Consider the following 24,041-nt stretch of genomic DNA (forward strand, 5'->3'; position numbering starts at 1 on the left):
ATAAAGACTTAAGGAAGGCGTGAAGTAGCAAATACGCCTGCTGGATCAAAGGCGGCTCTTAGGCGTGCTTGCACTGCCTCTAAAGCAGTTGAGTGCGCTTGCTCACTCAGAAGGGTAAAGCGTTGCTTGCTTGGGTCAACGCTGCTTCCTTGCTTAAAGCGTGTCGCATGTCCACCGTTGGAATTAGCTAAAGCTTTAATGGATGCAAAGGTAGCATCATCACCAGGCGCTGCCAACCAACGTTGTTGACCATTCCATTCCAAAGCGATGTCACCACTCGTATTTTCAAGGGTCAGCGGTCCGCAGGCAGCGGGAAGCGCGAGGCGATACAGGGTCTCATTACTACTAAGTTTTGAGAAAACAGGGAGCTGCTGTTCGCGCAAAGCTGCCCAAAATTCTGTAGCAACTTTAGGATCCAATTCTGTTGCATTGACTGCTGCACCCATCAAAGGTATCGCTGCTTTGACTGCGGCAACTGCGCCAGCTAAACGAATGGTGAGTTCACCATCACCACCCTTGGAACTTCCAATCCAGCAACTAGCTGATAGCGGCAGTGGTTGTCCTGCCCATTCATTTAAGAGTTGCAGTGCGCGTGCCTGAGTAATATTGCAGCGTAGGGATGTTGTGGCGGCTGGTCGTGGCAGCACCTTCACGGAGGCTTCGAGTAGTAGTGACAAGGTTCCCATGGATCCAGGCAGCAAGCGTGAAACGTCATATCCAGCTACGTTCTTCATAACCTTGCCACCAAAAGATAAATCTTGGCCTTTGCCATCCAGGATGCGCGCACCCAGAACAAAGTCACGTAAGTTACCAACGCTAATTCGTCCAGGCCCTGCTAAGCCTGCGGCAATGGCGCCACCAAAAGTAGCGGTATCGCCAAAATGCGGTGGTTCAAAAGCCAGAACTTGATTCTTCTCAGCCAGAGCTGCTTCAATTTCTTTTAAAGGTGTGCCTGCACAAGCCGTAATCACCAACTCTTCAGGCTGGTACTCCAAGATGCCAGAGTACGGACGGGTATCTAACTTGGCATAGGAATTGGCATTGCCATACCAAGACTTCGTCCCACCACCTTCAATTGATAAAGGCGATTTATTTTTGGCTGCCGCCAGAATCTGTTCGCGAAATAAATCAATGTGCATATTGTTGGCTGTAGACATTAGAAGCGCTCCAACTCGGGATGCGGTAAGTTGCCGCCACTAATGCGCATGCGACCGTATTCAGCGCAGCGATTTAAAGTCGGAATGGCTTTATCGGGATTAAGGAGTTTTTCTGGGTCAAATGCTGCTTTAACCCCCCAGAAAGATTCACGTTCACCTTCGCCGAATTGAACACACATCGAATTGATCTTCTCAATGCCAACACCATGTTCACCAGTAATCGTGCCATCGAGCTCAACGCAGGCTTCTAAAATTTCAGTACCAAACTCTTCCGCACGGTGCCATTCTTCTTGATCGGCACCGTTAAATAAAATGAGTGGATGCATATTGCCATCGCCCGCATGAAATACGTTCAAGCAAGCAAGGCCATATTTCTTCTCCATGCCCTGAATGCGTCTTAATAGGGTGCCGATATTTCTGCGTGGGATCGTGCCGTCCATGCAGTAGTAATCAGGCGCTAAGCGTCCGGCTGCAGGGAATGCATTCTTACGACCGCTCCAAAACTTCAGGCGCTCGGCTTCATTCTGAGAAATCTGAATACCGCTAGCACCTGCTTGTTCGAGCACTTTAGTCATGCGCTCAATTTCTTCAGCAACCTCTTCAGGCGTGCCATCTGACTCGCATAGGAGAATGGTCTCGGCTTCAAGGTCATATCCTGCATGAACAAATTCTTCTACTGCACGAGTAGTAGCTTTATCCATCATCTCTAGGCCCGCCGGAATAATGCCGGCAGCAATGATGGCAGCAACTGCATCTGCACCTTTTTCAATATCGTCAAAGCTTGCCATGATGACGCGTGCTAATTTCGGCTTAGCAATTAATTTCACCGTAACTTCAGTGACAACTGCAAGCATGCCCTCGCTACCCATCACGATTGCTAATAAATCAAGCCCCGGGGAGTCTGGAGCAAGACTGCCAAATTCCACAATCTCGCCGTTCATCAAAATGCCGCGGACTTTTAATACGTTGTGAAGCGTGAGTCCATATTTAAGACAGTGCACACCACCAGAGTTTTCATTCACATTGCCGCCAATAGAGCAGGCAATCTGTGATGATGGATCTGGCGCGTAATAGAGGCCAAGATGGGCAACTGCTTCGGAGATGGCCAAATTCCGTACGCCTGGTTGCACCACCGCAGTTCTGGTGAAGGGATCAATGCTGACGATCTTTTTGAGCTTAGCTAGTGAGAGTACTAAACCCTGGGAAATGGGCATGGCACCACCAGATAGGCCCGTGCCAGATCCGCGTGGGACGATGGGCACTTGCATTTCAAAGCAAATCTTCAGAATCTTGGCAACCTGTTCCTCAGTCTCCGGAAGGGCAACTGCCAGTGGCATGCGTCGATAGGCTGCTAAGCCGTCACATTCATAGGGAATCGTGTCCTCAGGCTCCCATAGCAAAGCATGCTCTGGGAGGATAGGGCGCAGGGCCGATACCAGTTTGGATTGAAGGGCGGTAATAGCCGCAAGCTCGGGGGGTGGGGTCACCATATTCATAGGAATCATTTTAGCCATTTACCTATAATTAGTTTTATGGGAAATCGACTTTCAAAAATAGCCACCAGAACTGGTGATGCAGGCATGACCGGGCTTGGCGATGGTAGCCGAGTGGAAAAGGATCATCTGCGCATCTGCGCTATGGGTGATGTAGATGAATTGAACTCTGAAATCGGTGTTTTGATGACGGAATCGATCCCTGAGAGTTTGGCTGAAGAGTTAAAAGCTTTATTTTTGCAAGTGCAGCATGATTTATTTGATTTGGGTGGCGAGCTTTGTATCCCTAATTACACCTTGCTCAAACCAGAGCATGTGGCTCAGTTGGATATTTGGCTTGAAAAATACAATGCCACTTTGCCCCCTTTAACTGAATTTATTCTCCCGGGTGGAACGCGTGCTGCTGCTCAGGCTCACGTATGTCGAACAGTTTGCCGGCGTGCCGAACGCTCGATTGTGCGTTTGGGTTGGGAAGAGCCTTTGTACGACTCACCTCGTCAATATGTCAATCGCTTATCCGATCTCTTGTTTGTATTAGCACGCGTACTCAATCGTGCCGCAGGTGGTCAAGACGTTCTTTGGAAGCACGAAAAAAAAGAGACTAAATAAATTAGTCTCTTTTTAATTCAATAAAGCAACCTCGCTTTATTTCACAACTTTTTATTTCTTAGATTTTCTGCGATTCTTTACGGCCAAAGCTAAGCGTTGCAACACATTAACTGAGTCTTCCCAGTTAATGCAGGCATCAGTAATGCTTTTGCCGTACTCCAACTTGCTTGGATCATCTTTTCCAGGTGAGAACTTCTGAGCACCATCATTAAGGTGACTCTCAATCATCACACCGAAAATTTGATTTGAGCCAGATTCAATTTGCTCGGCAATATTGTCTGCCACCACAATTTGACGCTCATGTTTTTTGCTGGAGTTTGCATGCGACAAGTCAACCATCAAACTGGCTGGAAGCTTTGCTGCTTCTAGCTCAGAGCAGGCTGCTTGCACGTATTGAGCTTCGTAGTTTGGCTCTTTGCCGCCGCGCAAAATAACGTGACAGTCTTTATTGCCTTTTGTTTCTACAATAGAAACTTGACCGTTCTTATGTACTGATAAGAAATGATGAGGACGGCTAGCCGCTTGAATTGCATCGGTAGCAATCTTGATATTGCCGTCAGTGCCATTCTTAAATCCGATTGGTGCAGACAGACCTGAAGCAAGTTCACGGTGAACTTGGCTTTCAGTTGTACGTGCTCCGATGGCGCCCCAAGAAATGAGGTCAGCAATATATTGCGGAGAAATAACATCCAAGAATTCGCTGCCTGCAGGCATGCCAAGGCGATTAATTTCCATCAACACTTGACGAGCAATTCGCAAACCTTCTTCAATGCGATAGCTTTCATCTAAGTACGGGTCGTTAATCAAACCCTTCCAACCAACAGTAGTCCGTGGCTTTTCAAAATAGACGCGCATCACAATTTCGAGTTCACCAGCAAAACGATCGCGTTCAGCAAGCAGTCGTTGGCAATACTCTAGTGCCGCACGTGGATCATGAATCGAGCAAGGTCCAATGATGACAAGAAGGCGATCATCTTTTCCATGAATGATGTCGCGAATCTTTTTGCGTGTCTTGCTAATGAGTGCTTCAGTAGGTGTTCCCGAGATTGGGAAGAACCGAATCAAATGCTCTGGCGGTGGCAGAACAGTAATGTTGTGAATGCGTTGATCATCCGTGTCTGACGTTTTATCAACGGCAGCGTACCAGTTTGCGGGATTAGTATTTTGTTGGCTCATACGGCTATTTTAAGCCGTATTAAGCGGTTCCTCCGACAGTCAGGCTGTCGATACGTAAAGTTGGCTGCCCAACGCCCACGGGGACGCTCTGACCTTCTTTGCCGCAAACCCCAATGCCGCCGTCTAATTTCAGGTCATTTCCGATCATGGAGACCTGTTTTAGGGACTCGGGACCACTTCCAATAATGGTGGCACCTTTTACTGGGTATTGAATTTTGCCGTTTTCTACCCAATAGGCTTCCGAGGCTGAAAACACGAATTTACCGCTAGTAATGTCGACCTGACCACCCCCAAAGTTCACCGCATAGAGGCCGCGTTTGATGCTGGCTACGATTTCCTGGGGATCATCTTTGCCAGCCAACATGTAGGTATTGGTCATGCGCGGCATTGGTAGGGAGGCAAAACTCTCACGCCGTCCATTGCCGGTCAGAGGCATATTCATCAGTCTTGCATTCAGACTGTCTTGAATGTAGCCCTTCAAAATTCCATCTTCAATAAGAGTGGTGCACTGGGTAGGGGTGCCTTCATCATCAATATTGAGTGAACCACGACGACCAGAGAGGGTTCCATCATCTACTACGGTGACACCCTTAGCGGCAACACGCTGTCCGATACAGCCAGCAAAAGCAGACGAGCCCTTGCGATTAAAGTCGCCTTCAAGGCCGTGACCTACTGCTTCATGTAATAGCACTCCAGGCCAACCGGGACCCATGACTACGGTCATTGGTCCGGCAGGAGCGGGGCGAGAGTCTAAGTTAATCAGTGCGCCATCCACAGCCTCATCAACATATTGATTAATGAGTTCCGTATTGAAGTAATGGTAATCATGGCGAGCGCCACCACCTGAAGATCCAGACTCGCGCCGACCATTTTGTTCGGCGATCACATGTACTGATACCCGCACTAGCGGACGTACATCGGCTGCCAATAAGCCATCAGCTCGAACTACGAGCACCACATCAAACTCACCAGCCAAGCTAGCCATAACTTGAATGATGCGCGGATCACGGGCTTTTGCGCGACGCTCAATACCTTCAAGTAAGGCAATCTTTTCTTGTGGTGCCAACGAGTCTAAGGGATTTAAATCTGAGTAGAGTTCATTAGATACGGGTGTAAATATTTTGCTCGCAACAGCACGTGTACCGCCTTGAGGCCCAATCACGCGGGTAGATTTAGCTGCCTTGTTGAGAGCTTCTAAATTAATTTCATCAGAGTAAGCAAAGGCGGTTTTATCACCATAGATCGCACGCACCCCAACACCCTGATCAATACTAAAGCTACCGGATTTCACAATACCTTCTTCTAGGCTCCAGCTCTCACTGCGGGTATGTTGGAAGTAGAGATCGGCATCGTCGAGCTGGTGCGTAAACATATTCCCGAATGTGTGATGCAAATCTTGCTCAGAAAGACCGGTTGGCTCAAGCAAAATAGATTTGGCCAGCTTAAGAAGGTCGGCCTGTTTCTTGGGCTTAGTCCAATCACTCGGAAATAGTGCTTCTGGTGCTCTCATCTTGATTTAGCTGAACTTTCTGTATTAAAGCTTGCGGTGTTTTAGTGCGGGTAGCTTAGAGCGTACCTCTTTTAATTTATCTTTGCTGAGTGTGCCTTGAATAAAACCCTCGCCCTCAGGAAGCTTGCTCAATATCTCTCCCCAAGGGTCAATCAGCATACTTTCACCCCAGGTGCGGCGATGATTAAGATGAATGCCGCCTTGGGCTGAAGCCAGGACATAGCATTGGTTTTCAATAGCGCGGGCGCGCAGCAGAATTTCCCAATGATCTTTGCCGGTAGTGTAAGTAAATGCAGCTGGAATGATGTGGCAATCCACTTGCCCAAACGAGCGATACAGCTCTGGAAAACGTAGGTCATAACAAATGCTTAAGCCAAATTGCCAGTCAACCTCATTCAGTTTGATTGCAAATTGACCTGGTTGATTACCTGCAGTAATAGTTTCAGATTCTTCGTAACGCTCCGTTTCAGTCTGAAAACCAAACAAATGAATTTTGTCGTAGCGAGCGATTTGCTTGCCTAGAGGATTAAATACTAGGGAGGTGTTGAGAACTTTGTTCGACTCTTTAGCCTCTAGAGGTATGGTGCCAGCAACTAGAAAGATCTTATTGTCTTGCGCTATTGCTGCCAGGCGTTCTTGAATTGGGCCTGATCCTGCAGCCTCTCTCGCATTTACCTTATCAGTATCTTTCAAACCCATCAAACAAAAATATTCCGGGAGAACGGCAAGTTGTGCTCCGCTGTCTGCAGCTGCTTTAGTTAAACGGGCCGCAACTTCGAGATTCTCACTGAGGCTAGGGGTTGATACCATTTGTATCGAGGCTATGCTGAGTTCAGAAGAGTTTCTTGGCATGTTGATGTGCTTAGCCTGGCATTTGGGTAGAAAGACTTTGGTTTATTGGTGGGCTTACGGGCGCAGAATTGGGTAAGCTAGGTTTCGTTTGCTCTTTCAAAAGATTTTTAGTGCGAATCGTCTCTAGCGTTTTCGCATCAAGCGGTTGCCCCTTTTGGTCGAGCGGAATTACCTCTGGATTATCCCAAGATCCCTGAATCAAGTAATCCGTTTGCAAAGTGCGATTAATTTGATTGGTAATAAGGTACTGACCCACTACCGCTCCCAGGCCAATGATAGGGTTGATCACGAATGCTGCTAGTGAGCCGGCGGTGGCATCAATGGTGGGGAAGATGGTGACGCGAAGATCTTGCGTATGTTCTGGAATATTAATTTGACCAGTCATAGCTACACGTGCCTGATCCAGAATCATTGTGAATTGCTTGGTTTGAGCGATTCCCTGTGTGATCTCAAAGTTGCTATTGATCGAGTTAAAGGGCGTGCCTTTGGTTGCCAGATTGCCTAGACTACCCTTTAAGTCGAAAGTGGCAAATCTAAATAAACTTTGCAGACTTAGAACGTCTAGTAACTTTGCCCCATCAGTATTGACTTCAAGTAGTCGACCTTTTGTCAGGTTAATGCTCACATCGCCGGCCAATGAATCATAAGCTGGTGAAAAGAGTGGCCCGGACCATGAGAGTGAGGCGTTGAGTGTTCCTTCCCCGCCTTCCACAGGCTTCTCACTACTCCAGTGGGTAATGATTTGGCCTGCATCTTTGATATTCATATCAACGGTGATAGAGCTCTGCTCGGCAGCGTTTTGAGTGCGCGCACTCCATTGACCCTTGAGTGTTGAGTTGCCCTGTGGATTATTAATTTGAATAGACTCGACTTTCAGGAGGTCCTGACTGGTTTTGGATTTAATCTTTACTGCACCTAGTTTTGCCTTGGTCCAACTCAAGTCATCGATCGTTAAATCTAGGCTGGGGATAGCATTTGGACTAATAGGAGTCTTAAGATTTGCTGATTTTTGTGTGACATTCTCTTTAGGTGGCGAGTCTGCGGGTGTGCGTTGATCTGGCAGCTTCAGGCGCGCAAGTCTTCCGGCAATCAATCCGCTGGGGTGATCGCCACTGCTAGGGTGCCATTGTGCTTGGCCAGCAATTTGAGGTGAATTTAGACGTACCTGCCAGACCGCATTTTTTTTCTGTGACTGTAAGTTGACGTCAATCCAATCACGATCCAGTGCAATTAATTTTTTAACTTGCGCAGAGATTTGAATATCTTCGTCTGGAGTGGCTGATTTTTTGGCATCACCTTTATGTTTTCCTGCCCCCAAAAACTCTATCCATTGATCCAGGTCCAGTTCATTACTTGCCAAGTGGAGCGCAGTCCCTTGTTGTGGCAATGGCGCTAAGGATCCAACTCCTAATGAATTTTTTACTTCGTTGGCAGAATTTAGATTGCCTTGAATGAAATACTGATCTCCTAATTTTCCAGACCAGTCTGCACGCACTGGATTATTTTTGCTTACCGGATAAATTTTTAAATTGAACTCACCGAACATGGGGGTGCCAGCCAATTTCTTGGCAGGTACAGGTGCAGAGCTCGCCCAATTACGCAAATCAAATTTCAGATTAGTTTGACTTCCGGCTTTATTAAAGTTGATCAAGCCATCATATTTTGCGGATCCGCTCATTGCAGACAGCAGTGCTGGATGGGCGCTAGACTTTAAATTTCCAGAGACGTAATCTTTTATAAAGCTAGCATTGATATCGCCGCCAATGCTAAAGCTGGAGTTTCCAGCTGTAGAGGGCGCGCTTGAAATCTTAAATGCACCACCTAAAAAATTTGCGGTGACATTGTCAAATTCCGGATTGGCTTCAGTGATCCTTATCTTGCCCTTCAAATTTTCTAGCGGCGGAACTTCTCCCCATTGCGCTTGGTTTCCTGGGAGGGTAATTTTTGCATCGAAACTAACATCATCGCTTCCAGATAAAGGAATCTTTAAATCAAGACCTAGGCTGACCGGGCCTTTTAAAGTGAGGTTCTTGGCAAGATTGGCTTGCTGCAAACCTACCGGGGATGTGAATAGATATTCCAGTATTTCGGAGCCATCACCTTCAACCGAGCCATTGATCAATGCAGTTAGATTTTTAGCGCTGAGATTAGGAATTTGTGATTGGACATTCGTAAGAGTCACTTTTTTGTAGTTGGCTTTATCAATTCCAACATTCAGGCTTGCTTGCTTAATGTCGATATTACCGCTGACATTAGTAAAGGCTTGCCAAACCCCCTGGCTTTTTGGCAGCAAGGGCGCTGGTTTGTAGATTACTTTTGAAATGGGGAGATGAAGGGTAAGTTCACCAACTGTTCCTGCGGGGAAAGGGACCTGATTGGGGTCCCCTTTAATGTGGAGGGAGCCATTCTGAATGTCTCCTGCCTCAAATGCTTTACTAAGAAACTGCCTAGTATCTTTATCAATATTGACCGGCAGATAGCGATGGGCTGTCGCGATGTTAGCTTTAACAAACTCCATGTCCAGCGTCATTTGATCGGGCTGCTTAGGTCCGCCAATGAGGTAGCTTAGATCAAAATTGGTTGTAATTTCAGGGTTGCTGAGCTGCATCTTCTTTGCATTGATGAGCCAGCCACCTTTTTGCTTAGACCAACTAATTTCACCTTTTGCGCGATCAAGTTGAATTTCAGAGGCTGATAAAAAATCATTCATCTCCAACTCAAGATTGCCGGAGTCAAGCGTAAAGTTACCTTGCTTCTGATTACTGACTAAGTTGCCAGATAAGTTTGAGGCAGAAGGCATTGATTTATTTACCCCAGTGAAGCTAATGTCATTGAGCTTTGCGCTGACGGTGAAATCAAGTTTGTTGGAGGTAAACCAATTGCCGGGTATTGGTAAGGCTGATAGGGCGGATTGGCTCTCAGACCAATTCATGTCCAAATTCTGTAACTCACCATCTGCCTCAGAAATTTTGATCCACTGATGAATCTTTTTCGGGAGCGGAAGATTGAGTGCGAAGAGTGCAATATCTTCGACTTGTATTTTGGGCGATGAGAAGCCGAACTCTTTGATTTCCCCGCCATTTTTTGGTGGGCGCCAACGGAAAGTAATTGGACTTAATTTATCAAGTGGAGCGGTAGCAGGGCTATCGATATTGCGCCATGACAACGTTTTTGTTGTGATGGAGTTGAGGCCGCCATCTGTGTCTTGTACTAGATCAGTCTCTAGTCTGCCAAACTCAAGGGGATCCTCACCTTTGTTTAATTGCACTCTAAGCTGATCAGCCGTTAAGGACATTTGACCGCCATTGGCCTTCCCGCCATCAAGCTTCAAACTTCCTTTGGAGTTGAGTTTGCCAGCCAAGTCATATAGCGGAAGACTGAGGTCTGTGGAAATCTGGCTGAGATTAAGCTCGGCAAGATCCCATGAAAAACTTCCGACCCAGTCCCTCCAATCACCTGCTTGTCCAGCTAGGTGATGCACAAAGTCAGCCTGGAGTTTGATCGGGTTTGGACTCCAAGGTGTTTGTGCAACTAGTTGACCTTCATGACTGCGAATGCCATTACTGAGATGAGCATTTTGAATTTCAATGGAAGTCTTGAGCTTTCGACTTTGCTGGTCTTCCCAAAAAATTTTCGCATTATTTATTTGAATGTCATTTTGAGCAAGCAACCAGTTCCCGGTTGCAAAATTATCAGCATTACTAAGAATTGGAATTCCGGCAATAGAGACCACGCCCTTGGCATCTCGTTGTGCGTACAACTGAACCTGATCAAATGTGATTTCGTGAAAGTAAGGGGCTAGATGATAAAAAGAGAGCCAACTCAGTTGTCCGTTGATATTTTGAATAAGTAAGGGTGGGGTAGAGGTAGTCCCGCCGTTAAAGCGCAATCCTTGAATCGCAAATTTCGGACGAATTCCAGTCCAAGAAACTTGCACTGCATCCATCGTGACCTGGGCGCCTAAGCGAGCGCTCATTAAGCGCTCCAGTGTAGGTTTTGATTTTTCGATCTGAGGCCACAAAACAAAACGCACTCCAATATGGCCGAAAACAAAAAAAGCTACAGTGAGACCAGCAAGGATGAGGGCGCGCTTGCGCCAACGACCGCCAGAACCTGGAGGACGTTTTTGAAGCACGCTCTGCAGGCGAGTCCGGATAATATTTCGAAGCATGGGCTCTATTATCCGTCAGCCCTTGGGTGATCTCCAAGCTTCTGTAGTTTGAGTCTAGAGTCGGATTAAGATGGAGAAATGACCGATTTTGCCGCCCAAATTGAATTTTTAAAGCAGCACTCCAGCTATGCTCAACGCTGGCTTAATTCTCGCCCCGAATGGGTGGATTGGCTCCAGTCTCAGGCCGCATCTAAGGTCGATATTCCGGGTATTCGGGGTTTATTGAGCCCTTGTCAGGATGCTTTAGCCCTTCCGGAGCAGGATGAGGCTCAATTTATGGCGGATCTGAGGTTAGCGAGGCAGCGCCTCATGCTCTGGATTGCCTTCCGAGACCTCAACGGTATGGCCGATCTCAGGGAAGTGACTCACGCATTGAGTCATTTTGCTGAGGAGGCTCTAGCGCTCTCAATTGCTTATATTCGCGAAGATCTGCAGCGTCGTTTTGGCATTCCATGGAGCTCGGTCACTAACTCAGAAATGCCCTTGATGGTGGTGGGTATGGGTAAGTTAGGTGGGCTAGAACTTAATCTCTCTTCTGATATCGATCTCATCTTTTTATACGAACACGAAGGTGACACTCAGGGAGGACCCAAAAGCTTGTCTTATCACGAGTGGTTTACTCGAATGGGTAAACGTTTGATTAAGCTCATGGCAGAGCATGATGCAAACGGCTTTGTATTTCGGGTGGACATGCGCCTGAGGCCAAATGGAGATTCGGGTCCTTTGGTTTGTAGTCTTGACATGCTTGAAGAATATTTATTGGTGCAAGGTAGAGAGTGGGAACGCTACGCTTGGATTAAGGGTAGGTTGATTTCACCTTTGCCTGACTCGCCTGCCTTTGCTTATTGTGAGCGTGAACTTGATCAACTGATTCGTCCCTTTGTCTATCGCCGTCATTTGGATTACGGCGTGATTGCATCTATCCGTGAATTGCATGCCCAGATACAGCATGAAGCTGAGAAGCGTTCATCCAATCATCATGGTCGATCCAGGGATATCAAGTTAGGCCGTGGTGGTATCCGTGAAATTGAGTTCTTGGCGCAAATGTTTCAGTTGATGCGTGGTGGCACAGATCCTCGTTTTCGCATTCGACCTACGCTAGAAGTATTGGACTTGATAAAGCAGCAAGGAATCTTGCCGGCCAATGAAGTGGATGATCTGAAGTCAGCTTATGTGTACTTGCGTCGCTTAGAGCATCGGATTCAGGCCTGGGAAGATCAGCAGACGCACTATTTACCTGAAGATGAGGGCGCTCGCACTCGCTTGGCGACTAGTATGGCTGGCCCTGATCAAACTCAAGAGCGGTCCTCTTTCTTATCTGCACTCGACAAGCACCAGGCCGCAGTAGCTCAGTACTTTGAAAAAGCCTTTGTACTTGATGATGCTGCACGTCTTGACAATACAAGCTTGCCGGCTGGATGGGCGCCCGATAGCGTGAGGTTCCCTGAGTCTGCGGTGCGTTGGTTAGCTTGGTCTGATAGTTCCAAGCAGAGACAGTTGCCAGAAAAAAGCAGAATCATTTTTAATAACCTGATTCGTAAAGCTGCGGATAGTTTGCAAGCAGATCAGCCTGTTGGAATTAGTGCGGATCAGACTTTACTTCGCTTCTTTGATTTGCTGGAGGCGGTTGCACGACGGAGTGCTTATTTGTCGATTCTTTCAGAGTATCCGCAGGCGCTATCCAATGTGTTGGCTTTGCTCAGAGCCTCTCAATGGGGTGCGGAGTATTTAACCAGGCACCCCCATCTCCTGGATTACTTGCTCAACTCACGAACTGAGAAGGCACTGATTGAGCATCCGGAGCAATATTGGCAAGAAGTAAAAGCGACACTAGATATGCGTCTAGATGATGTAATGGCAGGAGGTGATGGCTCTGAGCAGGCTATGGATATTTTGCGCATCACCCATCACACTGAAACCTTCATTACCTTGTTGGCGGATTTAGGAATTGGTGTTGATCACGAGCTTTCTGTGGAAAAGGTCAGCGATCATTTGTCTGCTTTGGCTGACTTAATATTGCAGACCACTTTTGAGCGTGTGTGGCCAAGCGTTGCCAAGAAGTTTGAATTACCGCTTGATGCAACTGTGCCATTTGCGGTGATCTCCTATGGAAAGTTAGGCGGTAAAGAGTTGGGATATGCCTCGGACTTGGACTTGGTTTTTTTATATCAATCTGAAGAGTCAGATTTTGCTGCTCAAGAAATTTACGCCTTACTCGCCAAGAGAATGATCAATTGGTTAACTGCTTACACATCGGCTGGCAGCTTGTTTGAAATCGATACACGCCTTCGTCCAAATGGTTCTGCGGGATTCTTGGTAACGAATGCCGATGCGTTTAAGAAATATCAGTTACGTGAGGGCGATAACACTGCGTGGGTTTGGGAGCATCAAGCTCTAACGCGTGCAAGGTTCTCTGCGGGAAGTAAGGCTGTTGGAGAGTTCTTTGATCATGTGCGTTTTGAGGTCTTAAGTCAGAAGCGTGATATTGATCAGTTGCGCCATGAAATTTTAGAAATGCGTCGTAAGGTTCATGCTGGACATCCAAACCCCACTTCTGATTTTGATTTAAAGCATGATGCCGGGGGCATGGTGGATATTGAATTTATCGTGCAATTTTTAGTCTTGGCATTTTCAAATACCTATCCGCAACTTATTGGTAATTTGGGCAATATTGCCTTGTTGCGGATTGCGGGAGAGGTGGGCTTGATTCAGGTCTCAACAGCGCAGGAGGTGGGCAATGCCTATCGTCTGCTACGAGCGCGTCAACATCGCTTGCGCTTAGATGGCGCTGAAAAGACGCGGGTAGATTTGGGGCTTGAGCCTGAGTTAGTTCAAGCAAGAGAAGTAGTGCTGGCCTTGTGGCAAGAAGTATTTCTTGCCCCATCGGACGCTTGAAAACCTAGTTTTGCTCTAACAGTTCTCGAGCGTGTCGACGCGTAGTGTCGGTAATCGTTGCTCCGCCCAACATGCGGGCAACTTCTTCTACTCGCTCAGACCTTCCAAGTGGCGTGACTTGAGAAAGGGTTTTATCGTCCGCCTGAGATTTACTTACCTTCAAATGATGATTGCCTTGTGCGGCTACTTGTGGCAAGTGGGTCACACAGAGAATTTGATGTGATTCGCCAAGTTGACGCAATAATTTTCCAACCGTCTCTGCAACAGCTCCGCCAATCCCAGCATCGACTTCATCAAATATCAGGGTTGGCGTAAATGAAGCTTTACTGGTAATCACGCTAATGGCCAGGCTGATACGAGCCAATTCACCGCCGGAGGCCACTTTTGCTAATGAGCGTGGGGTGCTGCCAGCATGACCTGCAACCAGAAACTCAATTTGCTCAAGACCTTGGGCGCCACCTTCAGATAGGGGTTGCAAGGAAATTTCTAGCTGTCCGCCTGCCATCGATAGGTCTTGCATTGCGGCAGTAACTTGTTTGCCCAAGTCGAGTGCAGCTTTATTGCGTTTTTGCGAGAGTTGCTTTGCTTGTTTGAGATAGGCCAACTCTTCTTGCTTCACTTTCTCACGTAAAGCTTCGATATTTTGAGAGGCGGTCAATGCATCTAAGCGTTCGGTAGTGTCCAAAAGTAGTTTTGGCAAGTCATCTGCTTCGGTGCGATATTTTCTGGCAGCGCCATGGAGAGCTTGCATGCGCTCCTCTACTTCGCTTAGACGTGCAGGATCTAAATCGAGTTTTTGTAAATAACGATTGAGACTATGTACCGCTTCATCTATCTGAATTTGTGCTGACTCTAAGGCTTGACTGATATCGCTAAGTGCAGAGTCATGCTCTGCTAATGCGCTCATGTTGCCGCTGACTTTAGAGAGGGTTGACTCTACTGAGTTATCCGCCTCGCTTAGAGCATCAATCGCTTCTTGGCAGCCACTAATAATTTTTGCACCGTTGGCTAGGCGAGCATGCTCACTTTGAATGGTGGTCCATTCACCTTCTTGCGGAGAGAGTTCGCTGAGCTCCTCTAATTGCCACTCCAAACGCTCGCGCTCGCGCTCAATATCTTGACCAGCATTTTCTGCCTGCTCTAGTCTGCGACGTGATTCATTTAGGGTTTTAAATAATTGAGAGACCTCGGCGACCAGATCCATGTGATTCGCATGGCGATCCAATAGTTCACGTTGCGCACCACCTTTGAGTAATAGTTGATGTGCGTGTTGCCCATGAATATCTACCAATTGATCACCTGCTTCTCGCAGTTGTGCCAAGGTTGCTACGCTACCGTTAATGAAGGCACGGCTACGACCATTTACTTCTACAGTTCTTTTGAGGAGCAGACTTTGCCCTTCATCTTCAAGCGGAAAGCCTTGTCCATCAAGCCATTGATTGAAGTGGTCAATTTGCTGTGGATCAATTCGAAAGAGGGCGCTAATTTCTGCGCGGTTACAGCCTTCACGAATTTGGCTGCTATCCGCACGCTCGCCCAATACGAGACTGAGTGCATCTAGGAGAATGGATTTGCCCGCACCCGTTTCACCGGTGAGTACCGTGAAGCCTGAGGAAAGATCTAGCTCTAGCTGGTCAACAATGACAAAGTCGCGAAGCGATAGTGTTTGAAGCATGCCTTAGCGTACCGAAAAATTCGACATCAGAATGTCGATGGATACTCATTCCAATGTAACTTTTCTCGCAAGGTTTTGTAGTCACTATGGCCGCGAGGGTGAAGTAGGGTGATTGTTTTTTTGGATTGACTGACTTCAATAGTGTCACCCGATTGCAAGTTGGTTTGGGATTGCATATCAAAGTTCACAATCACTTCTCTGCCATCAACCACCTCGATGCTCACCACAATATCTTGCGGCAATACGATGGGGCGATTAGATAAAGAATGTGGGGCAATTGGCGCTAACAGAATTCCAGCTACCCGCGGATGCAAGATGGGGCCGCCGGCTGACAGGGCGTAAGCAGTTGAGCCGGTAGGTGTCGACACAATCAAACCATCTGAGCGTTGGTTATACATAAATGAGCCGTTGACGCGTACTGCAAGTTCGACCATTCCGGAAATTCCAGAGCGATTGACTACAACATCGTTTAGAGCGAGAGCTTGATTAATCTCTTTGCCATTGCGCATTACAACCGCATCAAGCAGTGTTCTGGTATCGGCTTCGTATTCACCAGCAATGATTTGTGGCAATACAGTTTGAACGTTCTGAATGGGGATATCGGTCATGTAGCCTAAGCGACCCATATTGATGCCAACCAGGGGTACGTTGCGGCCAGCCAATTGACGTCCAATACCAAGCATCGTGCCATCACCACCCAAAACGACTGCTAGATCGATGGCGCCTGAAAACTCCTCGACTTTTTTGATGGGATAGGCGGTCAGCCCCAAATGGCTTGCAGTAGCGCTCTCGACATAGACTTCACAGCTTTGTTCGGCCAGAAGGGTGGCTAGGTCCTTAAGACGCTCTTGCATGCCGTCAGCCTGATATTTACCGACGAGCGCAACCCGGCTAAATGCCTTTTTGCTGGAATTTGGGGATGGGCTTAACATATAACGATTAAACCATACGCATAAAATCCCTTCCACTATGGATGATCGTTCCCGTGCCTTACTGAAAACCCTCATCGAGCGCTATATCGAAGAGGGGCAGCCTATTGGCTCACGCACCCTATCTCGATTCTCGGGATTGGATCTTTCTGCGGCCACGATTCGCAATGTCATGGCGGATTTGGAGGAAATGGGCTTGGTCACCAGCCCCCATACTTCTGCCGGTCGTATTCCAACGCCAAGGGGCTATCGTCTCTTTGTGGATACGATGGTGACCGTCCGCCCCCTAGAAGAAATTGCTACCCGTGAGATGGAAAAAGGCCTTTTGCCAGATTCCCCGCAAAGGGTCATGAACTCCGCTGCGCAAATTCTGTCTAATTTGACCCATTTCGCTGGGGTTGTGATGACGCCTAAGCGGGCACAAGTATTCAAACATATCGAGTTCTTGCGACTTGGTGAAGGCAAGATACTCCTCATCATGGTGACTCCTGAGGGCGATGTTCAAAACCGCATCCTCCCCACTACACAAGACTACACGCCAAGCCAGTTGGTGGAGGCGGGCAATTACATCAATATGCAGTTTGCGGGTAAGAGCTTTGCTGAGGTGCGGGCACACCTAGCTTCAGATCTCGATAACTTACGCAGTGATATTTCTGGCTTGATGGCTTTGGCGCTTCACAGTGGCGTTAGCGATTACGGCATGGGCCAAGGAGACATGCTGCTATCGGGCGAGCGTCGTTTGCTCAATGTCGGCGACCTCAGTACTAATTTAGATAAGTTGCGCAAGATGTTCGACATGCTTGAGCAAAAGTCGGTACTCATGCAGTTGTTAGATGTATCTAGTCATGCGGATGGCATTCAGATCTTTATTGGCGGCGAAAGTGATTTGCTGCCTTATGAAGATCTCGCTGTCATCAGCGCGCCTTATAGCGTGGATGGTCAGATCGTTGGAACCCTCGGTGTGATTGGCCCTACTCGCATGGCATACGATCGGGTAATCCCGATTGTCGACATTACTTCTAAATTGCTATCAGGCGCATTGAGTTCCCCAATGGGATCTTGATAGCAATCTCATTTCTAATGCTCTTTAATTAAGACGGATCCCCCTTGAATCAAAACCCTCACTTACGCCCTTCTAAGACAGCAGTGTTATTGCTGAACTTGGGAACTCCTTCTGCACCAACTGCTAAAGCAGTGAGAGCTTATCTCAAAGAATTTTTATCGGATCCACGGGTTGTAGAAATCCCGCGCATTATTTGGTGGTGCATTTTGAACGGCATTATTTTGCCGATTCGTAGCGGCGCTTCTGCAAAGAAATATGCTTCTATTTGGTTGCCAAAACTAGGTTCGCCATTAATGCATTACTCACGCCTGCAAGCAAAAGAGTTGGGTGAGAAATTCGCTAATCATGGTGAAGTAGTGTTGGTGGATCTAGCCATGCGCTATGGTGAGCCTTCAACCCAGCAAGCCCTGGAAGCCCTGCAGGCACAGGGCATGGAGCGTCTTTTGTTGTTGCCGCTATACCCACAGTATTCGGCAACAACGACTGCTTCCAGTTTTGATGAGGTGTTTCGTGTTCTTGGAACATGGCGCAATCAACCAGAACTTCGCTTGGTAAAACACTATCACGACAATCCAGCTTACATCACTGCGTTACGTGATCAAGTGCTCGGCGCATGGGATAAAGATGGGCGCCCAGATTTCGCTGCCGGCGATCACCTGGTGATGTCATTTCATGGCCTGCCTAAACGTAATTTAATGAAGGGTGACCCCTATCATTGCGAGTGCTTAAAAACCGGCCGCCTACTTGGTGAGTCTTTAGGCTTAGAGCCCGGGCAATATTTAGTTACCTTCCAATCACGCTTTGGTAAAGCCGAATGGCTCAAGCCCTACACAGCCCCAACGATTGAAAAGCTGGGCAAAGAAGGTTGCAAGCGAGTAGATATTTTTTGCCCAGGCTTTCCGGCAGATTGCTTGGAGACTCTAGAAGAAATTGCTATGGAAGCGCGCGAGATCTTCTTAGAGCATGGCGGTAAAGATTACCGTTATATTCCTTGCCTCAATAGCAATCCAAAATGGATCGATGCGATGTACGACATCGCCCAGCAGCATTTATCAGGCTGGGGCTTAGGTGTGGAGTCAGATGCGGTATTGCAAGAACGTAATCGCCTCGCTGAGTTAGCTAAAGCAAAAATTGCTTAAACTCGGCCGCACTTGAAATTGCTTTAATCGGCCCCATATTGTTGAGAAGTAGCCATTCTGATAGAAAAGTGAATTTGTACCCATGACCCAAGAAAACCAAAACCCATCCCCTGAGCAGGAAAATATTGCCGCTGATCCTCGGGCCGAGGGTAATGCTGATGCAGCTGCTGCACCTGCTGAAGCAAAGACTCCAGAGCAAGAGATTGCTGAGTTAAATCAAAAGCTCACCGAGATGCAGGATAACTATCTCCGAGCCAAAGCTGAAGGTGAGAATATTCGTCGTCGTGCTGCCGAGGATGTTTCTAAGGCGCATAAGTTTGCGATTGAGAGCTTTGCCGAGCATCTCGTGCCGGTAACGGATAGCTTGTACGCAGCCTTGAATGCCGAGGCGGTTGATGCCAAGGCCTTTAAAGAAGGTTTGGAGATCACCCTTAAGCAGTTGCTCTCCGCCTTTGAGAAGGGTCGCATGACTGAGATTAATCCTGCTGTGGGTGACAAGTTTGATCCTCATCATCACCAGGCGATCGCTTCCGTACCGTCCGACCAAGAGGCCAATACCGTGGTTTCAGTGCTTCAGAGGGGTTATTCCATCGCCGATCGCATTCTGCGCCCAGCCTTGGTAACGGTGAGTGCACCCAAATAAGTCATTTAAACCCCTAAATTAGGGTTTTTCAGCAAAAAGCAGGATAAAAAGGCAGAAATCTGCCTTTTTTGCATTTTTAGCCCTTGAATTCCTTCTTTTTGACCCCATTTATTGAATATCGATTTATTCGCAGTTTTACGAAATTACACATAACTTAATTTTTTGGAGCCATTATGGGAAAGATTATCGGAATTGACTTAGGAACCACAAACTCGTGCGTTTCAGTTGTTGAAAACAATGCACCTAAAGTTGTCGAGAACGCCGAAGGCGGCCGTACAACTCCATCCATCATTGCTTACGTTGAAGACGGCGAAGTATTGGTTGGTGCGCCTGCAAAACGCCAATCAGTCACCAACCCTAAAAACACTATCTACGCAGTGAAGCGTTTGATGGGTCGCAAATTTACTGATGCTGAAGTGCAAAAAGACATCGGTTTAATGCCTTACAAAATTGTTCAAGCGGACAACGGTGATGCTTGGGTTGAAGCACGTGATAAAAAAATGGCACCACAACAAGTGTCAGCAGAAATTCTGCGCAAAATGAAAAAGACAGCCGAAGACTATCTCGGCGAAGAAGTAACTGAGGCAGTGATTACTGTTCCTGCTTACTTCAATGACAGCCAACGTCAAGCAACTAAAGATGCTGGCCGTATTGCTGGTTTAGATGTCAAGCGCATCATCAATGAGCCAACTGCAGCAGCGCTGGCATTTGGCCTCGACAAGCAAGACAAAGTAGATCGCAAGATTGCTGTATATGACTTGGGTGGCGGTACATTCGACGTATCCATCATTGAAATTGCTAACGTAGATGGTGAGAAGCAGTTCGAAGTGCTCTCTACTAACGGCGACACCTTCTTGGGCGGTGAAGACTTTGACCAACGCATCATTGATTGGATCATTGCTGAGTTCAAGAAAGAGCAAGGCGTAGATTTGAGCAAAGACGTATTGGCATTGCAACGTTTAAAAGACGCTGCTGAAAAAGCTAAGATCGAATTGTCATCTGCGCAACAAACCGAAATCAATTTGCCATATGTGACTGCTGATGCAGGCGGTCCTAAGCATTTGAACTTGAAGCTCACTCGCGCTAAGTTGGAGTCTTTGGTAGAAGAGTTGATCAACCGTACGGCTGGTCCTTGCTTAACTGCAATTAAAGACGCTGGCGTAAATGTGGCTGACATCGATGACGTGATTTTGGTTGGTGGTCAAACCCGTATGCCTGCAGTTCAGGACAAGGTAAAAGAGATTTTCGGCAAAGAGCCACGTAAGGACGTGAACCCAGACGAAGCAGTTGCTGTTGGTGCTGCGATTCAGGGCTCTGTATTGTCTGGTGATCGTAAGGACGTATTGCTCTTGGACGTAACTCCATTGTCATTGGGTATCGAAACCTTGGGCGGCGTAATGACCAAGATGATTCCGAAGAACACCACTATCCCTACTAAGCATTCACAGGTTTATTCCACAGCGGAAGACAACCAGCCTGCGGTAACTATTAAGTGTTTCCAGGGTGAGCGTGAGATGGCTGCTGCTAACAAATTGCTCGGTGAGTTTAATTTGGAAGGTATTGCTCCAGCACAACGCGGTATGCCACAAATTGAAGTGACCTTTGATATTGATGCCAACGGTATTTTGCATGTAACTGCAAAAGACAAAACGACTGGCAAAGAGAACAAGATCACCATTAAGGCAAACTCTGGTTTGACTGAAGAAGAAATTCAACGCATGGTGAAAGATGCTGAAGCGAATGCCGATGAAGATAAAAAAGCATTGGAACTAGTAACAGCGCGCAACACTGCTGATGCTTTGGCTCACTCAACCAAGAAAGCCCTGGAAGAGCATGGTTCCGCTTTAGAGGCTTCTGAGAAAGAAGCAATCGAGGCTGCCCTGAAAGAATTGGATGAGGCAATCAAGGGTAGCGATAAAGCTGCTATTGAAGCTAAGACTGAAGCTTTGGGTAAAGCTAGTCAGAAGTTAGGCGAAAAAGCCATGGCTGCTGAACAAGCTAAAGCTGGTGGCGCTGCTCCTGGCGCAGCTCCTGGTGGCGCACAAGCTGCTGCTCCGGATGCTGACGTAGTGGATGCGGATTTCAAAGAAGTGGACGATAAGAAGTAATCCCTTATATTGAAAGCCATTTAACGTAGTTTAGAAGTACTTAAATAACAAGTCGGCCTCGTGCCGACTTGTGTCATTCAGGTTGTTGAGAGGAATTTTGTGCCTAAAAGTAAACGCGATTATTACGAAGTGCTTGGTGTTGCGAAAGGTGCCAGCGATGAGGAGCTAAAAAAGGCTTATCGGAAAATGGCGATGAAGCATCACCCTGATCGCAATCCCGATAGCAAAACAGCGGAAGCGCAATTCAAAGAAGTTAAAGAGGCGTACGAAACCCTCACTGATCCAAACAAGCGCGCTGCTTATGATCAATACGGTCATGCAGGCGTGGACCAATCCAGCGGCTTTGGCGGTGGTGGCTTTGGTGGTGGCGGTTTTGCGGATGCCTTTGGTGATATCTTCGGTGATATTTTTGGCCAAGGTGGTGGACGTCAGTCGGGACCACAGGTTTATAAGGGTGCTGATTTACGTTACAACATGGAGATCACTCTCGAGCAAGCTGCTGAGGGTTACACCACGCAAATTCGAGTACCAAGCTGGAGTGATTGCAAGCCATGTCACGGTACTGGCGCAGAGCCTGGCAGCAAAGCTGAGAGATGTACTACTTGTGATGGTCATGGTCAAGTTCGTGTCCAACAGGGCTTCTTCTCAATGCAGCAAACTTGCCCCAAGTGTCGCGGCACTGGTGAGTACATTCCGAAGCCATGCAAGACTTGCCATGGCAGCGGTAAACATAAAGAACAAAAAACACTCGAAATCAAAATCCCTGCGGGTATTGATGATGGCATGCGCGTTCGCTCCGTTGGTAACGGCGAGCCAGGCGTTAATGGCGGCCCATCTGGCGATCTCTATGTGGAAGTGAGAGTTAAGCCCCATAAAGTATTTGAGCGCGATGGCAGTGATTTGCATGTGCAAATGCCAATCTCATTCGCAACTGCAACGATTGGTGGCGATATTGAAGTACCAACGCTTTCAGGGCGCGTCGAGTTTCCAATTCCTGAGGGTACGCAGACTGGTAAAACATTCCGTTTGCGCAACAAGGGAATTAAAGGTCTACGCTCTACTATGGTTGGCGATCTCTTCGTTCACGTTGCTGTTGAGACCCCAGTGAAGCTGACTGATGAGCAAAAGAAAATGCTCCAGAAGTTTGATGACAGCTTGAAGACTGGTGGTGATAAACACAACCCCCATCAAAAGGGTTGGTTTGATGGTGTGAAGAGTTTTTTTAGCTAGCGAGTAGTTAAAACTTATCCAGCAAAGCCGTGTTCGGGTCCGGGGAACTTTCCGGATTTCACTTCTCGAACATAGGCTTTGACTGCTGCCTCAATAGAGGCATGACCCTCTAAAAAGTTTTTAACAAACTTTGGTGGCTTCCCAGGGCTAATGCCCAGCATATCTTGTAGTACCAATACTTGACCGGAGCAATCTGCGCCCGCACCAATTCCTATTGTGGGGATATGGAGTTCAGTAGTGATGCGTTCGCCTAAAGAAGAAGGGATTGCTTCTAGAACCACCATTTGCGCCCCGGCTTCCTGACAGGCGAGCGCTTGTTCGAGCATGATGGTGGCCGAATCTTTTGATTTACCTTGTACTTTGTAGCCGCCTAGGATGTGCACTGATTGTGGCAACAAGCCTAGGTGCGCACAGACTGGAACACTCCGTTCTACTAGGTGACGAATCACATCAACCTGCCAATCGCCACCACCTTCAAGCTTGACCATATCAGCGCCAGCACGCATGAGTTCTGCTGCTGAGTCTAGAGCTTGAACGGGATCGCCATAACTGGCAAAAGGAAGATCGGCAATGATGAAAGCGTGAGAGTTAGCGCGGGCCACACATTCGGTGTGATACGCCATTTGCTCAACGGTTACTGGGGTAGTACTTGAGTGACCTTGAATCACGTTACCTAGAGAATCCCCAATCAGAATAGTATCTACTCCGCAGCGATTTAATAAGGCTGACATCGTCGAATCGTATGCCGTCAGCATAGTAATTTTTTCACCCTCCGCGCGCATGGCGAGGAGTTTAGAAATCGTAAGTGGCTTTTCGCCTTGTAAGTAACCCATGGCGTGAGTTTAATGAATTAATGCGCTGATTGGCTATAAACGTCTTTTTCACCGCAATTACAGTTGCGGCAAGGTAGTTTTTCTATGCGCTGATCAGCCACATTGGGTAAATAAGCCTTGAGTTCACCCCAGTTGGGTAGAAAGAAATCCGGGGCAATTTCCAGTAAAGGCAGAAGGACAAAAGATCTCTCAATGATTCTTGGGTGGGGAATGGTGAGTTCGCTATCTGTTTGGGATACGCCCTCAAATGCCAGAATATCCAGATCAATCGTGCGGGGTGCATTGGTGTAAGGACGCTCACGGCCAAATTCTTGTTCAACCGCTTGGCAGACGTGCAATAAGCCGTAAGGGCTTAACTGCGTTTCAATTTCAATTACTGCGTTGATGTAGTCGCCACCAGTGGCTTGGAAGGGCGCGCTTTGGTAAAAGCAACTTTTGGCTAGGATTTGGAGTTCGCAGCGCTGTGCAAGGCACACAATCGCGTCAGTAATAAGCTGACGTGTGTCACCGATATTTCCGCCAAATCCAATAAAAGCTCGAGCCATGCTCTTTCCAAAC

The 24,041-nt window shown here is 47.5% G+C and carries 17 protein-coding genes; 7 read left to right on the forward strand and 10 right to left on the reverse strand.

The genetic code is table 11. The features are described from left to right. Nucleotides 1-8: 8 nt before the first annotated feature. Both glcE and ICN25_RS04985 read right to left on the reverse strand, forming a co-directional pair. On the reverse strand, nucleotides 9-1,157 hold the full coding sequence (gene glcE / locus ICN25_RS04980) for a glycolate oxidase subunit GlcE (protein WP_216179638.1): 1,149 nt from the start codon (nucleotides 1,155-1,157) through the stop codon (nucleotides 9-11). Further along, nucleotides 1,157-2,647, reverse strand: coding sequence for an FAD-linked oxidase C-terminal domain-containing protein (locus ICN25_RS04985; protein ID WP_216182057.1), 1,491 nt, complete (start codon nucleotides 2,645-2,647; stop codon nucleotides 1,157-1,159). Before ICN25_RS04985 ends, glcE begins: the two co-directional genes overlap by 1 nt. A gap of 42 nt (nucleotides 2,648-2,689) precedes the next feature. On the opposite strand from ICN25_RS04985, the gene ICN25_RS04990 reads away from it, so the two are divergent. Beyond that, entirely contained in the window at nucleotides 2,690-3,259 is a 570-nt protein-coding gene (locus ICN25_RS04990) for a cob(I)yrinic acid a,c-diamide adenosyltransferase (RefSeq protein ID WP_216179639.1), read from the forward strand. A 51-nt stretch (nucleotides 3,260-3,310) separates the two neighbouring features. Here the strand turns inward: ICN25_RS04990 and ICN25_RS04995 are convergent, their stop codons facing one another. From ICN25_RS04995 to ICN25_RS05010, 4 genes are read right to left on the reverse strand one after another with little or no spacing between them, the layout of a single operon-like run. Next, nucleotides 3,311-4,435, reverse strand: a complete 1,125-nt coding sequence (locus ICN25_RS04995) for a 3-deoxy-7-phosphoheptulonate synthase (RefSeq protein ID WP_216179640.1) — start codon at nucleotides 4,433-4,435, stop codon at nucleotides 3,311-3,313. Nucleotides 4,436-4,454: 19 nt separating this feature from the next. Then, a complete protein-coding gene (gene tldD, locus ICN25_RS05000) occupies nucleotides 4,455-5,945 on the reverse strand; it encodes a metalloprotease TldD (RefSeq protein ID WP_255536693.1) in 1,491 nt (496 codons plus the stop codon). Nucleotides 5,946-5,969: 24 nt separating this feature from the next. After that, nucleotides 5,970-6,797 (reverse strand): carbon-nitrogen hydrolase family protein, encoded by an 828-nt coding sequence (locus ICN25_RS05005; protein ID WP_216179641.1) that lies wholly within the window; start codon nucleotides 6,795-6,797, stop codon nucleotides 5,970-5,972. Between the two features lie 10 nt (nucleotides 6,798-6,807). Further along, nucleotides 6,808-10,968, reverse strand: a complete 4,161-nt coding sequence (locus tag ICN25_RS05010; protein ID WP_216179642.1) for a YhdP family protein — start codon at nucleotides 10,966-10,968, stop codon at nucleotides 6,808-6,810. Between the two features lie 78 nt (nucleotides 10,969-11,046). Between ICN25_RS05010 and glnE the strand changes: the two genes are divergently transcribed. Beyond that, complete coding sequence (glnE, locus tag ICN25_RS05015) at nucleotides 11,047-13,863, forward strand: bifunctional [glutamate--ammonia ligase]-adenylyl-L-tyrosine phosphorylase/[glutamate--ammonia-ligase] adenylyltransferase (protein ID WP_216179644.1); 2,817 nt, start codon at nucleotides 11,047-11,049, stop codon at nucleotides 13,861-13,863. Between the two features lie 4 nt (nucleotides 13,864-13,867). Here glnE and recN read toward each other — a convergent pair whose 3' ends face one another. Beyond that, entirely contained in the window at nucleotides 13,868-15,538 is a 1,671-nt protein-coding gene (recN, locus tag ICN25_RS05020) for a DNA repair protein RecN (protein WP_216179647.1), read from the reverse strand. 26 nt (nucleotides 15,539-15,564) lie between these two features. Further along, nucleotides 15,565-16,470 carry an NAD kinase gene (locus tag ICN25_RS05025; protein WP_216179650.1) on the reverse strand — a complete coding sequence of 302 codons (906 nt, stop codon included), beginning with the start codon at nucleotides 16,468-16,470 and terminating at the stop codon, nucleotides 15,565-15,567. Between the two features lie 37 nt (nucleotides 16,471-16,507). On the opposite strand from ICN25_RS05025, the gene hrcA reads away from it, so the two are divergent. From hrcA to dnaJ, 5 genes are all read left to right on the forward strand, one after another. Next, the gene (gene hrcA, locus ICN25_RS05030; protein WP_216179653.1) at nucleotides 16,508-17,530 is read left to right on the forward strand and encodes a heat-inducible transcriptional repressor HrcA; all 1,023 of its coding nucleotides are present in this window, start codon (nucleotides 16,508-16,510) and stop codon (nucleotides 17,528-17,530) included. Between the two features lie 44 nt (nucleotides 17,531-17,574). After that, a complete protein-coding gene (gene hemH, locus ICN25_RS05035; RefSeq protein WP_216179655.1) occupies nucleotides 17,575-18,669 on the forward strand; it encodes a ferrochelatase in 1,095 nt (364 codons plus the stop codon). Between the two features lie 82 nt (nucleotides 18,670-18,751). After that, a complete protein-coding gene (gene grpE, locus ICN25_RS05040) occupies nucleotides 18,752-19,312 on the forward strand; it encodes a nucleotide exchange factor GrpE (RefSeq protein WP_216179658.1) in 561 nt (186 codons plus the stop codon). Nucleotides 19,313-19,485: 173 nt separating this feature from the next. Continuing rightward, entirely contained in the window at nucleotides 19,486-21,420 is a 1,935-nt protein-coding gene (dnaK, locus tag ICN25_RS05045) for a molecular chaperone DnaK (protein WP_015421906.1), read from the forward strand. Between the two features lie 99 nt (nucleotides 21,421-21,519). Further along, the gene (gene dnaJ, locus ICN25_RS05050) at nucleotides 21,520-22,650 is read left to right on the forward strand and encodes a molecular chaperone DnaJ (RefSeq protein ID WP_216179661.1); all 1,131 of its coding nucleotides are present in this window, start codon (nucleotides 21,520-21,522) and stop codon (nucleotides 22,648-22,650) included. A 14-nt stretch (nucleotides 22,651-22,664) separates the two neighbouring features. Here the strand turns inward: dnaJ and panB are convergent, their stop codons facing one another. Beyond that, nucleotides 22,665-23,483, reverse strand: a complete 819-nt coding sequence (gene panB / locus ICN25_RS05055; RefSeq protein ID WP_216179664.1) for a 3-methyl-2-oxobutanoate hydroxymethyltransferase — start codon at nucleotides 23,481-23,483, stop codon at nucleotides 22,665-22,667. A gap of 17 nt (nucleotides 23,484-23,500) precedes the next feature. After that, on the reverse strand, nucleotides 23,501-24,028 hold the full coding sequence (folK, locus tag ICN25_RS05060) for a 2-amino-4-hydroxy-6-hydroxymethyldihydropteridine diphosphokinase (RefSeq protein WP_216179667.1): 528 nt from the start codon (nucleotides 24,026-24,028) through the stop codon (nucleotides 23,501-23,503). Nucleotides 24,029-24,041 lie beyond the last annotated feature (13 nt).

This window comes from Polynucleobacter sp. 80A-SIGWE (assembly GCF_018882295.1).
GTDB lineage: Bacteria > Pseudomonadota > Gammaproteobacteria > Burkholderiales > Burkholderiaceae > Polynucleobacter.